The following is a 13,162-nucleotide window of genomic DNA, read 5'->3' on the forward strand; positions in this document are numbered from 1 at the left end:
GTGGGGGCCGGAGGTCCCCCGAGCGGGGACGGGGGTCTGGCGCTCCAGGCGGGCTGGGGGACGGCACGTGGTCGCGGTGCGGTCCGGAGGACCGCGTTGTCAGAGTGCCCCCGGTCCGACTCGAACGGACACTGTGCGGGTTTTGAATCCGCTCCCTCTGCCGATTGGGGTACGGGGGCGTACCGGCCGGTGGCCGGGGTGCAGCCTAACGGGCCCTCGCGTTCCGTCCGGCATCGCTAGGCTCCGGCCCGTGAGCAGCGAGCCGATCCGGGTCCTCATCGCCGAAGACGAGGCGCTCATCCGCCTCGACCTCAAGGAGATGCTCGAGGAGGAGGGGTACACCGTCGTCGCCGAGGTCGGCGACGGACAGCTGGCCGTCGACCGGGCGACCGAGCTGCGGCCGGACCTGGTCATCCTCGACATCCAGATGCCGGTGCTCGACGGGCTCTCGGCGGCCGAGCAGATCGCCTCGGCGCGCATCGCCCCGGTCATCGTGCTGACCGCCTTCAGCCAACGCGAGCTGGTCGAGCGGGCCCGCGACGCCGGCGCGATGGCCTACCTGGTCAAGCCGTTCTCCAAGAACGACCTCGTGCCGGCGATCGAGGTGGCCCGCGGCCGGTTCGCGGAGATGACCGCCCTGGACGGCGAGGTGCGCACGCTCGAGGAGCGCCTGGAGACCCGCAAGGTGGTCGAGCAGGCCAAGGGCAAGCTGATGGCCGACCAGGGGCTCACCGAGGCCGAGGCGTTCCGGTGGATCCAACGGACGGCCATGAACGAGCGCACGTCGATGAGGGCGCTCGCCCAGCGCATCCTGCAGCCGCAGGCCACCGCGGACCCGGCGACGGGCGCCTGACGCCCGCGGTGTGACGGTGGTGGCGTGGCCGACACGCCGTGTGACGAGTCGGGAGCGAGCAGGTCACGACCTGATCACGGTCCGGGCGACCCCCGCTCCACCCCCGTATCCGGCAGTTACCTTCCCCCCACTGACCGGTCGCCCGCCCGGGCGGACTGGTGCACGACCGACACCACAGTGGGAGTTGTTTGATGCGCACAGGCATCCTCGCGCGCAACGCCGCCGTCGCGGCTGCGGCCCTCCTCGTCCTCACCGCCTGCGGCGGCGGTGGCGACGACGGCGGCGGTGGCGGTGGCGGTGGCGACGCGGCCGGCGACGGCGGCGAGCGGCAGGTCAACGTCTACGGCACCGACGGCAACATGGGCAACGCCCTGGGTGAGTCCTTCTCCGAGGACGGCTCGCTGGCCGGTATGAAGGGGACGACGCCGCTCACCGACCTCGGCTCGGAGTTCACCGACCGGCTGCTCGAGATCGACCCGAACCTGCAGGACTACAACTACGCCGGCGAGACCTACGACGCGATCATCGTCACGGCGCTCGCCGCGCAGGCGGCCGGCACCAACGACGCCAACGTCTTCAAGGAGTTCATCAACGGGATCACCGTGGGCGGCGAGCAGTGCGCCGACTTCACGGCCTGCCTGGAGATCCTCAACAACGGCGGGAACGTCGACTACGACGGCATCTCCGGTCCGCTGAGCTTCACCGAGGCCGGTGAGCCGGCGGAGGCCAGCTTCGGCATCCTGCAGTTCGGCGAGGACAACCAGCTCGACCAGGACGCCACCGAGTACGTCCTCGCCGGCGACGAGGCCAACGCCACCACCGACGAGGGCCCGGCCCCCGCCGCGGCCGGCGCCTCCGGCGGGCCGCTGGTGATCGGCACCCTGCTGCCGCTGACCGGCAACCTCGCCTTCCTCGGCCCGCCCGAGGTCGCCGGCGCCCGCCTGGCGGTCAACGACGTCAACGCCGCCGGCGGCGCGCTGGGCCAGCCGGTCCAGCTCACCGAGGGTGACTCCGGCGACGCCTCGACCGACACCGCGACGCAGACGGTCGACCGCCTGCTGCAGGGTGGCGTCAACGCGATCATCGGTGCGGCGTCCTCGGGGGTCAGCCTGACGGTCATCGACCGGATCACCGGGTCCGGCGTCGTCCAGTTCTCGCCGGCGAACACCTCCGATCAGTTCACCGACTACAACGACAACGGGCTGTACTTCCGCAGCGCGCCCCCGGACACGCTGCAGGCCCGGGCGCTGTCGGACCTGATCATCAACGACGGCAACAACACCGTCGGGATCATGGCGCTGAACGACCCGTACGGCACCGGTCTGGCGGAGAACACCCGCGAGAACCTGATCGCGGCCGGCCTCGCCGAGGACGCCATCCAGTCGCTGACCTACGACCCGCAGGCGGCAAACTACGACGCCGAGATCCAGCAGATGGTCGACTTCGCCCCTGACGCCGTCGTGGTGATCGGCTTCGAGGAGTCCGCCCGCATCATCGAGGGTCTCAACTCGCAGGGCATCGGCCCGGCGCGTTGATCCCCGCAGGCGTCCGACGTGGCGCCTGACCGACCGGCCCGGTGGCCCGGCACCCCGCGTGGGTGCCGGGCCACCGGTGTGTCCGGCCCCGTCAGCGCTGCAGGTGCTGTCCGGCCGGTCGCCAGTCGGCCGGCCGGCCGGTGTGGTTGGAGAACTCGACCGACCAGCGCCACCAGCTGTGGTCGTCGGCGTGCTCCCAGGAGGTCAGGACGCCGACCTCACCGCCGGGCAGCAGCACCGGCAGGCCGTACAGCTCCGGCTCCGGCCAGACCTCGCGGCGGCGGACCTGCCCGCCGTCGAACTCCAGCAGCGTGACGGGGGAGTAGTCCCCGTCCCGGTCGGCGTCGGCCCGCAGCACCAGCCCGCCGTCGTCGGCCCGCACCTCCAGGTGCAGCTGGGCGGGCGCGGCGTGCACCAGCACGCGGGAGAAGCCGCTCGCCGTCGTGCACCGGGCGAACTCCAGGCCGTTCATCCCGCCGTCGCGGGACCGCAGCTCCCAGGTCCAGTTCATGCCCCGGGGCTACCCAGCACGACGGCGCCGGCCCCATAGGAGACCGGCGCCATCGGGGTGAGGCACTGGAACGGCCCCGCTGCAGGGTCCCGCCACGAGCTCGCGAGTGGTGGGGGGCAGCGGGGTCCTTCCTCAGTGGGCCTTGGCCAGCGTCCCCAGGTAGAGCTCGATGACCTTCGGGTCGTGCATCAGCGACTCACCGGTGTCGGTGTAGGCGTTGCGACCCTGGTCGAGGACGTAGCCGCGGTCGCAGATCTGCAGGCACCGGCGGGCGTTCTGCTCGACCATGATGATCGAGACGCCGGTCGCGTTGATCCGCCGGCAGCGGATGAACACCTCGTCCTGGTAGGCGGGGGAGAGACCGGCCGACGGCTCGTCGAGCAGGAGGACGGACGGCTCCATCATCAGCGCCCGGCCCATGGCCACCATCTGCCGCTCACCGCCGGACAGCGACCCGGCCTTGATCTTGCGGCGCTCCCCGAGCAGCGGGAACAGGTCGGCCACGTAGTCGAAGCGCTCGCGGAAGACCTTCGGCCGCAGGTAGGCGCCCATCTGCATGTTCTCCTCGATGGTCAGTGAGGGGAACACGTTGTTGTTCTGCGGCACGTAGCCGACGCCGAGGGAGACCAGCCGGTGGGCCGGCGCAGACGTGATGTCCTCGCCGCGGAGGCTGACCGTGCCCGAGCGCACCGGGATGAGCCCGAACAGCGTCTTGAGCAGCGTGGACTTGCCGGCGCCGTTCGGGCCGATGATGCCGACGAGCTCGCCGTCCTGCAGGTAGAAGTCGCAGCCGTTGAGGATGTTGACGCCGGGCACGTACCCGGCGACCAGCTCGTCGGCCCGCACCAGCGCGCCCTCGGCGAGCCGCGCGTGCTCCTCGCGGGTGGCGGCGAGCTCGGCCCGGGACAGCTCCCCGGCGACCGCCCGCTGATCGGGCGTGCCGCCGTCGGAGTGCCCGACCTGGAACATCGGGTCCTCCATGGCCGGGTCGTCCATGGTGCTCATCGGTCCTCCTGGCGTCGGGTCTCGGAGCCGATGACGTCGCCGTCGGCGTTCTCCTCGCGGGCGATGGCGGCCTCGGCCTCGGCGAGGACGCGGTCCTCCTCCTCGACGGTGAGCGGGGCGTCGTGGTGCGCGCCGAGGTAGGCGTCGACGACCGCCTGGTTCTGGCTGATCGACTCCGGGGGGCCCTCGGCGATCACCTTGCCGGCGGCCATGACGATCACCCAGTCGCTGATGTCGCGGACGACGTCCATGTCGTGCTCGACGAAGACCACCGTCATGCCCTGCTCGCGCAGGTCCTTGACGTGGCCCAGCAGGCTCTGGGTGAGGGCCGGGTTCACGCCGGCCATCGGCTCGTCGAGCATGACGACCTTCGGGTCGCTCATCAGCGCGCGGGCCATCTCCAGCAGCTTGCGCTGGCCGCCCGAGAGCGTCCCGGCGAAGTCGTCCTTCTTCCGGTCCAGCTTGAACCGGGTGAGCAGGTCCATCGCCTTCTCGGTGTTCGCCTGCTCCTGGCCGCGCCAGATGCCGGGGACCAGCGCGCGCAGGAAGCTCTCGCCGCGCTGCCCCTGTGCCCCGAGCAGCATGTTCTGCAGCACGGTCAGGCGCGACAGCGCCTTGGTCAGCTGGAAGGTGCGGACGACGCCCAGCCGGGCCACCTGGTGCGGCGCGAGCTTGCCCAGCGGGCGGCCGTCGAAGGACCACGTCCCGGTGTTGGGCTGGTCGAACCCGGTCAGCAGGTTGAACAGCGTGGTCTTGCCGGCACCGTTGGGCCCGATCAGGCCGGTGATGCCGCCGCGCTGCACCTCCAGGTGGTCGACCGACACCGCGGTGAGGCCGCCGAACGTGCGGGTGACCCCGTCGACGACGATGGCCGGGTCGGGCTTGGCCACCCCGACCTCCCACGGGAGGTCCTTGAGCGCCGCCTGGGCCACCCGGCGCGGCGCGTCACCCGTCCGCCAGGCGGGCTCCGGGGCCGAGGCGCCCGGGGCGGCGCCGGAGGAGGCCGTCGCGCCGGAGGCGTGCGCGCCGTGCGGGGCCGGCTGTCCGGGGGTCGGGTCAGCGGGCATCGAGCATCACCTCTCGTCGGTCGCCGAAGATGCCCTGTGGTCGGAAGACCAGCAGCAGCATGAGTCCGAGCCCGATCAGCACGAACCGGATCTGCGCCACGTCGGTCGCCGAGAGCAGGTCCTCGGGGATGACACCGTTGCCGATGAGCGTACGCAGCCCGGTGTCGGCGAACTGGATGATGAAGAACATCAGCATCGCACCGACGACCGGGCCGAGGACGCGGGCCGCGCCCCCGAGGATGAGGGCGGCGTAGGCCAGGAACGTGTTGGCGTTCTGGTACTGGTCGGGGTTGGCCGACGCGGTGCCGAGCGCGTACACCATGCCGCCCAGGGCGCCGAGCACGCCGCCGAGGACCAGCGCCTGCATCTTGTAGACGTAGACGTTCTTGCCGAGGGAGCGCACGGCGTCCTCGTCCTCGCGGATGGACTTCACCACCCGGCCCCAGGGGCTGCGCACCAGCAGCCAGATCAGCAGGCAGGACAGCGCGACGAGGACCCAGCCCACCGTGGTGACCCACAGCTCGGCGCCGCTCCACTGGGTGCCCAGGATCGGGTAGCGGCGGGAGGTGTCCCACGGCGCCATGGCCACGAAGTCGGCGTTGAAGCCGGACAGCCCCCGGGTGCCGTTGGTGACCGGGGTGGCCGACACCGAGCGGAACAGCAGCCGCAGCCCCTCGGCCGCCGCGATGGTCGCGATGGCGAGGTAGTCCGCGCGCAGCCGCAGGGTCGGCAGACCCAGCAGCAGGGCCAGGACGACCGCCGCGAGCAGGCCGACGACGACGCCGACCCAGAACGGCAGCCCCCACTGGCTCACCGAGATGGCGATGCCGTAGCCGCCGAGCATCGCGAAGGCGATCTGCCCGAAGTTCAGCAGCCCGGCGTAGCCGAACTGCACGTTGATGCCGATGGCCAGCAGCGCGAGAAAGACGGCCTGGAAGCCCAGGCCGGCCTTGAGCGCGATGGCCAGGGCGTCGATCAGCTCACCCATCGTTCAGCCCACTCTCACCCGGCTGCCGAGGATGCCCTGCGGCCGCACGATCAGGATGACGATCAGCAGGAGCAGCCCGCCGACGTACTTGACGTCGTTCGGGATGACCAGCGTCGACATCTGCACGAAGACACCCACCACGATGCTGCCCACGAGGGCGCCGTAGGCGGTGCCGAGACCACCGAGGGTGACCCCGGCGAACATCAGCAGCAGCAACCGGAAGCCCATGTCCCACTGCACCTCGTCGGAGAGGCCGAGCAGGACGCCGCCGAGGGCCGCCAGCGCGCCGCCCATCATCCAGACGACCAGGATCACCCGGTTGACGTTGATGCCCGACGACGCCGCCAGGTCGCGGTTGTCGGCGACCGCCCGCATCGCCTTGCCGATCTTGGTGCGCTGCAGCATGACGGCCACCAGCACCAGGACGACCAGCGCGATGACGATCGACGCCAGGTCGGCGTTGGTCATGGTGAACGGGCCGTAGTCGACCGCCCGCTGGCCGCGGTAGTCCGCGTACGCCTCCGAGCCGCCGCCGAAGATGATCTGGTACAGGTAGCGCAGCAGCAGCGACAGGCCGATCGAGATGACCAGCGCGGCGACCAGGCCGGTGCCGCGCCGGCGCAGCGGCCGCCAGATCGCCAGCTCGTTGAGCGCTCCGACCCCCGCGCCGATCACCATGGCGATCAGTGCGGCCGGGATCAGCGGCACGCCGCCGTCCACGTTGATGAACCACGCGGCCATCGCACCGATGGTGACCAGCTCGCCGTGCGCGAAGTTGGTCAGCCCGGTGGTGCCGAAGATCAGCGAGAGGCCGACCGCCGCCATGGCGATGAGCAGGCCGAAGCGCAGGCCCTCGACGAACAGCTGGATCCACCGGACCGTGCCGCCGCCGGCCTCCCGGCTGCCGTCGCTGAGCGCGATGATCACGCCCTGGTTGCGGCCGGCGTCGACGGTGACCGTGCGGGTGTTCTCCCCGGTGAGGACGACGCCCTCGGGCAGGTCCTCGGCGTCGATGGTGACCGTGTACTGGCCCGGACCGGGCACCGGGACCGCCCACTGACCGTTCTCGTCGGTCTCCACGGTGTCGACCTCGTCGCCGTCGGCGGTCGTGACGACCACCTCCACGCCCTCGACCGGCCCGATGACGTTGGTCCGCAGGGTGCCCGACACCTGCTCGGTGGCCGCGGGCTCCTCGGTCTGCGCCGACGCGGCCGCGGGTGCAAGCGTCAGGGCGAGGCCGCCGAGGACGGTCAGCAGGAGCAGCCGGAGCAGCATCCGGCCACCGGAGGCGCGGGTTCCCCGCGCGGACCGGCGCCGGGCGGGGCCGGGTCCCCTGGGTGCACCGCGTCCCGGTACACGGCCTGGTGCGTGCGTCACTCGACCTCCCTGGCTCTGTGCATGACGGGCGACGGTAACCCAGCGGTGTTGCGGTTCGACGTCCTCGCGGCCCAGCTGTTACCTCTCCGCGACACGCCGCACCCGTCACGCCCGTCCCACGGGCGGCGCGCCGTCGTGATCACGCCCGCCGGCGGGTGCAGGCTCTGGCCACCGTCCAGGGAGGCCCCCGTGTCAGTTCCCGGTTCCCGGTCCCGCGTCACGGCGCGCACCGCGCGTCCCGCCGACCTGCCCGCCGTGCTCACCCTGGTGCGCCAGCACCGCGCCGAGGCCCACGCCGAGGGGGTGCTGACCGGGCAGACCCCCGGGGCCGCGGCGGCCGCAGGCTTCCGCCGGCTGCTCGCCCACCCGGCGCACCGGGTCGTGCTCGCCGTGCTGCCCGGCCCGAACGCCCCGGACGGCGGTGGCGACGGTCGCGAGCTGGCCGTGGGCCTGGCCGTGCTCGGCGTCGACCCGCTGTCGGTGGTGCTCGGCGTCCCGCAGGTGACCGTCGACAACCTCGTCGTCCACCGCGACCACCGCCGCTGCGGCGCCGGTGCCGCGCTGCTGTCGGCCGCCGTGGCGTACGCCTCCGAGATGGGCGCCGCGCACGTCGTCGGGGCCGTCGGCGGGCACGAGGCCGAGCGGCAGCGCTTCTTCGCCCGGATGGGGTTCGCGCCGCTGACCACCCGGCGGATCGTGCCGCGGGAGACCCTCGCGCGGACGCTGGCGGCCTGGCAGCGCGGCGGAGGTGCCGTCCCGGTGCCACGCCGTCCGCCGGTGCGCCGGCGCGTGCCCGCCCGCCTGCTGCCACTCCCCGACGCGGCCGAAGGCTGAAGAAGGACCCTCCTGTCCCCCGCCACTCGCAGGCTCGCGGCGGGCCCCTGCAGGAGGGCCGGATCAAGCGGCCAGGAGCATGCACGTGAGCCGGGCGGTCGCGGTGACGCGGCCCTGCTCGTCGGTGACCTCGATCGTGAAGGTGGCCAGCGTCCGCCCTCGGCGGACCGGCGTGGCCACGGCGGTGACGGTCCCCTGGGTGGCGGCCCGCAGGTAGCTGACGTTGAGCTCCACGCCGACGGCCTGCCGGCCGGGGCCCGCCCCCAGCGCCGCGGCCCAGGAGCCGACCGTCTCGACCAGCGAGCAGGTGGCGCCGCCGTGCAGCAGCCCGAACGGCTGCTGGTTGCCCTCGACCGGCATGGTGCCGACGACGTGGTCGGGGTCGAAGTCGGTGATCCGGATGCCGAGCTTGTCGTCCAGGGGGCTCATCTGCCCGGCGTCGAGCCAGGCGGGGCGGTCCACGGTCACCCCGGCACCGTAGCCAGCACCGTTCCGGGGGACGGCCGGGGCTCGTCGAACCCGGGGCGTCGGTGGGTCCTCTTAGGATCGTCGGCGATGTCCGCTCCGGTCTCCGCCCCCGCGCCCAGCCTTGCCCTCCCCGCCGCTGACGGCACGCGTCCTCGGCTGCTGCTGCTCGACGGGCACTCGCTGGCCTACCGCGCCTTCTTCGCGCTGCCTGTCGAGAACTTCTCGACGACGACCGGGCAGCCGACCAACGCGGTGTACGGCTTCACCTCGATGCTGATCAACGTGCTGCGCGACGAGCAGCCGACGCACGTGGCGGTCGCCTTCGACGTGGGGCGCAAGACCTTCCGCAGCGAGATCTACGCGGAGTACAAGGCCAACCGCAGCGAGAGCCCGACCGACTTCCGCGGCCAGGTCAGCCTCATCCAGGAGGTGCTGGCCGCGCTGCACGTCCCGGTCATCACCGCCGAGGGCTACGAGGCCGACGACGTCATCGCCACCCTCACCGTGGCCGCCGTCGAGCAGGGCATGGACGTGCTCATCTGCACCGGCGACCGCGACGCGCTGCAGCTGGTCAACGAGCACGTCACCGTGCTCTACCCGCGCAAGGGGGTCTCCGACCTGACCCGGTTCACGCCGGAGGAGGTCGAGGCCAAGTACGGCCTGTCGCCGGCGCAGTACCCCGACTTCGCGGCGCTGCGGGGCGACCCCAGCGACAACCTGCCCAGCATCCCGAGCGTGGGGGAGAAGACCGCGGCCAAGTGGATCCGCGAGTACGGCTCGCTCGACGCGCTGGTCGACCAGGTCGACACGGTGAAGGGCAAGGTCGGCGACAAGCTGCGCGAGCACCTGTCCTCGGTGCTGCAGAACCGCCGGCTGACCGAGCTCGACCGCGCCGTGTCGCTGGAGGTGGGCCCGGCCGACCTCGCCGTCCGCCCGTGGGACCGCAACGAGGTGCACACTCTCTTCGACAACCTGCAGTTCCGGGTGCTGCGCGACCGGCTGTTCGCCACGCTCACCAGCGCCGAGCCGGAGGCCGAGGGTGGCTTCGACGTCACCGAGGACGAGGTGCCCGCGGGCGGGCTGGGCGCCTGGCTGGACCAGCACGCCCGCACCAGCCGCACCGGGCTGATCTTCCGGGGCACCTGGGGCCGGGGCACCGGCGAGCTGACCGGCCTGGCGCTGGCCGCGGCCGACGACCACGCCACCTTCGTCGACCTGGGCCCCGACCTCGACGCCGCCGACGAGCAGGCGCTGGCCGACTGGCTGGCCGACCCGGCCACGCAGAAGGTCGTGCACGAGGTGAAGGGCCCGCTGCTGGCCGTCTGGGCGCGCGGCTGGGACCTCGCCGGCGTGGTCAGCGACACCGCGCTGGCCGCCTATCTGGCGCTGCCCGGGCAGCGCTCGTTCGACCTGGCCGACCTCGCTGTCCGCTACCTGCGCCGCGAGCTGAAGGACGACGCCGCCGAGGAGTCCCAGCTGACCCTCGACGGCATGGGGCCCTCCGAGGAGGACCTCGCCCGGGAGGCCGCGCACGCCGACGTCCTCAAGGCCGTGGCGGTCAACGACCTCTCCGACGCGCTGGAGTCCGTGCTCGGCCAGCGCGGCGGTGACGCGCTGCTCGGCGGGATGGAGCTGCCGCTCACCTTCGTGCTCGCCCGAATGGAGCAGCGCGGCATCGCCGCCGACCTGGACTTCCTGCACGAGCTGCAGCGGGAGTTCGCCGACGGCGTGGCCGCCGCGGCCGCCGAGGCCTACGCGGTCATCGGCCGCGAGGTGAACCTCGGCTCGCCCAAGCAGCTGCAGGCCGTGCTGTTCGACGAACTGGGCCTGCCCAAGACCAAGAAGATCAAGTCCGGCTACACGACCGACGCCGAGGCGCTGACCAACCTGCTGGCGCAGACCGGTCACCCGTTCCTCGAGCACCTGCTCCGGCACCGCGACGTCACCCGGCTGCGCACCGTCATCGACGGCCTCATCCCGATGGTCGACGAGGTGGGGCGCGTCCACACCACGTACCAGCAGACGATCGCCGCCACCGGCCGGCTGTCCTCGATCGACCCGAACCTGCAGAACATCCCGATCCGCACCGCCGAGGGCCGCCGGATCCGGCAGGCGTTCGTCGTCGGGGCCGGCCACGAGTCCCTGATGACGGCGGACTACAGCCAGATCGAGATGCGGATCATGGCCCACCTGTCCGGCGACGAGGGGCTCATCGAGGCCTTCACCTCGGGGGAGGACCTGCACTCCTTCGTCGCGTCCCGGGCCTACGACATCCCGATCGAGGACGTCGACCCGGAGATGCGCCGCCGGATCAAGGCGATGAGCTACGGCCTGGCCTACGGGCTGTCGGCGTACGGGCTGGCCGGGCAGCTGCGCATCTCCGTCGAGGAGGCGCGCGAGCAGATGCACGCCTATTTCGAGCGCTTCGGCGGCATCCGCGAGTACCTCGACGGCGTCGTCGACGACGCCCGGCAGACCGGGTACACCGAGACGACGCTGGGCCGCCGCCGCTACCTGCCCGACCTGACCAGTGACAACGGGCAGCGGCGCCAGATGGCCGAGCGGATGGCGCTCAACGCCCCCATCCAGGGCTCGGCGGCCGACGTCATCAAGGTCGCCATGCTGCGCGTGGAGGAGGCGATCGCCGCCGAGGGGCTGCGCTCCCGGATGCTGCTGCAGGTGCACGACGAGCTGGTGCTCGAGGTGGCGCCAGGGGAGCGGGAGGCCCTGGAGGCCCTGGTGCGCCGCGAGATGGCCGGCGCCGCGCAGCTCTCGGTGCCGCTGGAGGTGTCGGTGGGCTTCGGTCGGACCTGGAACGAGGCCGCGCACTGAAGAAGGACCCCGTCCTCCCCACCCTTCGCAGGCTCAGGGCGGGCCCCGGGACGGGGCCGGCCGCTGCCCGTGCCCCGGTCGGGAGGCCCTCCGGGCCCCGCGACCGGTCCACCCTGCCGGGTGCCGTCCCCGGCCGGGCTCGCGGTGTCACCACGATCGGCGCGGACCACGCCCGGCTCTCACCCTCGACTCGAGGTCGAGGGTCGGGCTGCGAGGATCCCGGGATGGCCACCGTCGAGCTGCGGCACACCGCCCACCTGCCGGCGCGGACCCTCGCCGCGGCCCGGGCGCTGCTCGACGACGCGTTCGACGGCGACTTCGACGACGAGGACTGGGACCACGCCCTCGGCGGGCTGCACGCGCTGGCGTGGGACGGCAGGCAGCTGGTCGGCCACGGCGCCGTGGTCCAGCGCCGGCTGCTCCACGGCGGCCGAGCGCTGCGCACCGGCTACGTCGAGGCGGTCGCCGTCGCGCCGGCCCACCGCCGCAGCGGCGTCGCGTCGGCGCTCATGGCCCGGCTCGAGGACGTCGTCCGCGACGCGTACGACCTCGGCGCCCTGGGCGCGACCGACGACGGCGCCGCCCTCTACGCCCACCGGGGGTGGCAGCGGTGGCGCGGGCCGACGTCCGTGCTCGGTCCGGCGGGGACCGTCCGCACCCCGGAGGACGACGGGGCGGTCCTCGTCCTCCCCCACGCCGTACCGCTCGACCTCGACGGGTCCCTGACCTGCGACTGGCGCGACGGCGACGTCTGGTAAAGGACCCGGATGCCCCCCACGCCTCGCACGCTCGGCGCGGGCCCCTGCATCCGGGCCGCTCCGTCCTCAGCGGGGTTTGAGACAGACCAGGAGCAGCGTCCCGGGGACCAGCGCGCCGCGGGCGGGTGACCACTGACCCCACTCCTGCGTGCGGCCCGGCGTCCACTCCGGCTCGACCAGGTCCTCGAGGACGAACCCCGCGCCGACCACCGCCCGCACCCAGTCGCCGACCGTGCGGTGGTGCTCGACGTAGACGGTCCCGCCGTCCTCCCCGGTCTCCACGTACGGCGTCCGGTCGAAGTAGGAGGAGACGACCCGCAGGTCCTCCGGCTCCGGGGAGTCGGGCAGCGGCCAGCGGAACGGGTGGTTCACCGAGGCGACGAAGCGCCCGCCGGGCCGCAGCACCCGCCCCACCTCGGCCAGCGCGCCCTCGACGTCGGCGACGAACGGCAGCCCGCCGAACGCCGAGCAGGCCAGGTCGACGCTCCCCGTCGTCAGGGGCAGCGCCCCGACGTCGGCCTGCAGCAGCGGGACGTCGATGCCGGTGGCGCGGTTGAGCGCGGCGGCCCGGGCCAGCATCCCGCCGGACAGGTCGAGGGCGACGACGTCGGCCCCCTCCCGGCGCAGCCAGCGCGCGCACGGCGCCGACCCGCAGCCGACCTCGAGCGCCCGGCGGCCGGCGACGTCCCCGAGCAGGTGCGCCTCGGACTCGCGCAGCCCCTCGGGGCACCACAGGAAGTCGACGTCCCCGAGGTCGCCGCCGTGCTCGGCCAGGTAGGCCGGCGCCGCGGCGTCCCACCACCGGCGGTTGGCCCGCACCGACTCCGCCGTCCCCGCCGGCCGGCGGGCGACACCGCTGGGCGCCGGGTAGCCGTCGTCGGCGAGGGACAGGGCGGGTGGGGGTGCGGCCGGGGTGTCCATGACACGCCGATCG

12 protein-coding genes and 1 tRNA gene are annotated in these 13,162 nt (G+C 73.0%); 5 read left to right on the forward strand and 8 right to left on the reverse strand.

The window, feature by feature from the left end; translation table 11 throughout:
* Positions 1–105: 105 nt before the first annotated feature.
* Positions 106–179, reverse strand: a tRNA-Leu gene (locus tag BLW63_RS11520).
* 71 nt (positions 180–250) lie between these two features.
* Between BLW63_RS11520 and BLW63_RS11525 the strand changes: the two genes are divergently transcribed.
* Complete coding sequence (locus BLW63_RS11525) at positions 251–853, forward strand: ANTAR domain-containing response regulator (RefSeq protein ID WP_091155652.1); 603 nt, start codon at positions 251–253, stop codon at positions 851–853.
* Positions 854–1,044: 191 nt separating this feature from the next.
* Positions 1,045–2,388 (forward strand): ABC transporter substrate-binding protein, encoded by a 1,344-nt coding sequence (locus BLW63_RS11530; RefSeq protein ID WP_091155655.1) that lies wholly within the window; start codon positions 1,045–1,047, stop codon positions 2,386–2,388.
* Between the two features lie 91 nt (positions 2,389–2,479).
* Here the strand turns inward: BLW63_RS11530 and BLW63_RS11535 are convergent, their stop codons facing one another.
* From BLW63_RS11535 to BLW63_RS11555, 5 genes are all read right to left on the reverse strand, one after another.
* Positions 2,480–2,899, reverse strand: coding sequence for a DUF7712 family protein (locus BLW63_RS11535; RefSeq protein ID WP_091155659.1), 420 nt, complete (start codon positions 2,897–2,899; stop codon positions 2,480–2,482).
* 132 nt (positions 2,900–3,031) lie between these two features.
* The gene (locus BLW63_RS11540; protein WP_211517086.1) at positions 3,032–3,904 is read right to left on the reverse strand and encodes an ABC transporter ATP-binding protein; all 873 of its coding nucleotides are present in this window, start codon (positions 3,902–3,904) and stop codon (positions 3,032–3,034) included.
* Positions 3,901–4,971, reverse strand: coding sequence for an ABC transporter ATP-binding protein (locus BLW63_RS11545; protein WP_211517087.1), 1,071 nt, complete (start codon positions 4,969–4,971; stop codon positions 3,901–3,903). The genes BLW63_RS11540 and BLW63_RS11545 overlap by 4 nt, the downstream gene beginning before the upstream one ends.
* The gene (locus tag BLW63_RS11550; RefSeq protein ID WP_091155662.1) at positions 4,961–5,959 is read right to left on the reverse strand and encodes a branched-chain amino acid ABC transporter permease; all 999 of its coding nucleotides are present in this window, start codon (positions 5,957–5,959) and stop codon (positions 4,961–4,963) included. Before BLW63_RS11550 ends, BLW63_RS11545 begins: the two co-directional genes overlap by 11 nt.
* 3 nt (positions 5,960–5,962) lie before the next feature.
* The gene (locus BLW63_RS11555) at positions 5,963–7,234 is read right to left on the reverse strand and encodes a branched-chain amino acid ABC transporter permease (RefSeq protein ID WP_170856736.1); all 1,272 of its coding nucleotides are present in this window, start codon (positions 7,232–7,234) and stop codon (positions 5,963–5,965) included.
* 291 nt (positions 7,235–7,525) lie between these two features.
* Here BLW63_RS11555 and BLW63_RS11560 point away from each other — a divergent pair, with 291 nt between their 5' ends.
* Positions 7,526–8,170 carry a GNAT family N-acetyltransferase gene (locus tag BLW63_RS11560; RefSeq protein ID WP_170856737.1) on the forward strand — a complete coding sequence of 215 codons (645 nt, stop codon included), beginning with the start codon at positions 7,526–7,528 and terminating at the stop codon, positions 8,168–8,170.
* A 63-nt stretch (positions 8,171–8,233) separates the two neighbouring features.
* On the opposite strand, the gene BLW63_RS11565 is transcribed toward BLW63_RS11560, so the two are convergent.
* Entirely contained in the window at positions 8,234–8,638 is a 405-nt protein-coding gene (locus tag BLW63_RS11565) for a PaaI family thioesterase (protein WP_091155670.1), read from the reverse strand.
* An 87-nt stretch (positions 8,639–8,725) separates the two neighbouring features.
* Between BLW63_RS11565 and polA the strand changes: the two genes are divergently transcribed.
* Positions 8,726–11,470 (forward strand): DNA polymerase I, encoded by a 2,745-nt coding sequence (gene polA / locus BLW63_RS11570; protein ID WP_091155673.1) that lies wholly within the window; start codon positions 8,726–8,728, stop codon positions 11,468–11,470.
* Between the two features lie 224 nt (positions 11,471–11,694).
* Positions 11,695–12,228, forward strand: a complete 534-nt coding sequence (locus BLW63_RS11575; RefSeq protein WP_091155676.1) for a GNAT family N-acetyltransferase — start codon at positions 11,695–11,697, stop codon at positions 12,226–12,228.
* A gap of 66 nt (positions 12,229–12,294) precedes the next feature.
* On the opposite strand, the gene BLW63_RS11580 is transcribed toward BLW63_RS11575, so the two are convergent.
* On the reverse strand, positions 12,295–13,149 hold the full coding sequence (locus tag BLW63_RS11580; RefSeq protein ID WP_091155680.1) for a class I SAM-dependent methyltransferase: 855 nt from the start codon (positions 13,147–13,149) through the stop codon (positions 12,295–12,297).
* Positions 13,150–13,162: the final 13 nt, after the last annotated feature.

The organism is Geodermatophilus africanus (assembly GCF_900107105.1).
GTDB lineage: Bacteria > Actinomycetota > Actinomycetes > Mycobacteriales > Geodermatophilaceae > Geodermatophilus > Geodermatophilus africanus.

Bases quoted from the DNA above. Each gene is read 5' to 3' on its own strand.
- BLW63_RS11535 (WP_091155659.1), bottom strand. From the start codon at position 2,899: ATGAACTGGACCTGGGAGCTGCGGTCCCGCGACGGCGGGATGAACGGC.
- BLW63_RS11530 (WP_091155655.1), top strand. From the start codon at position 1,045: ATGCGCACAGGCATCCTCGCGCGCAACGCCGCCGTCGCGGCTGCGGCC.
- BLW63_RS11545 (WP_211517087.1), bottom strand. From the start codon at position 4,971: ATGCCCGCTGACCCGACCCCCGGACAGCCGGCCCCGCACGGCGCGCAC.
- BLW63_RS11540 (WP_211517086.1), bottom strand. From the start codon at position 3,904: ATGAGCACCATGGACGACCCGGCCATGGAGGACCCGATGTTCCAGGTC.
- BLW63_RS11580 (WP_091155680.1), bottom strand. From the start codon at position 13,149: ATGGACACCCCGGCCGCACCCCCACCCGCCCTGTCCCTCGCCGACGAC.
- BLW63_RS11555 (WP_170856736.1), bottom strand. From the start codon at position 7,234: ATGCTGCTCCGGCTGCTCCTGCTGACCGTCCTCGGCGGCCTCGCCCTG.
- polA (WP_091155673.1), top strand. From the start codon at position 8,726: ATGTCCGCTCCGGTCTCCGCCCCCGCGCCCAGCCTTGCCCTCCCCGCC.
- BLW63_RS11575 (WP_091155676.1), top strand. From the start codon at position 11,695: ATGGCCACCGTCGAGCTGCGGCACACCGCCCACCTGCCGGCGCGGACC.
- BLW63_RS11550 (WP_091155662.1), bottom strand. From the start codon at position 5,959: ATGGGTGAGCTGATCGACGCCCTGGCCATCGCGCTCAAGGCCGGCCTG.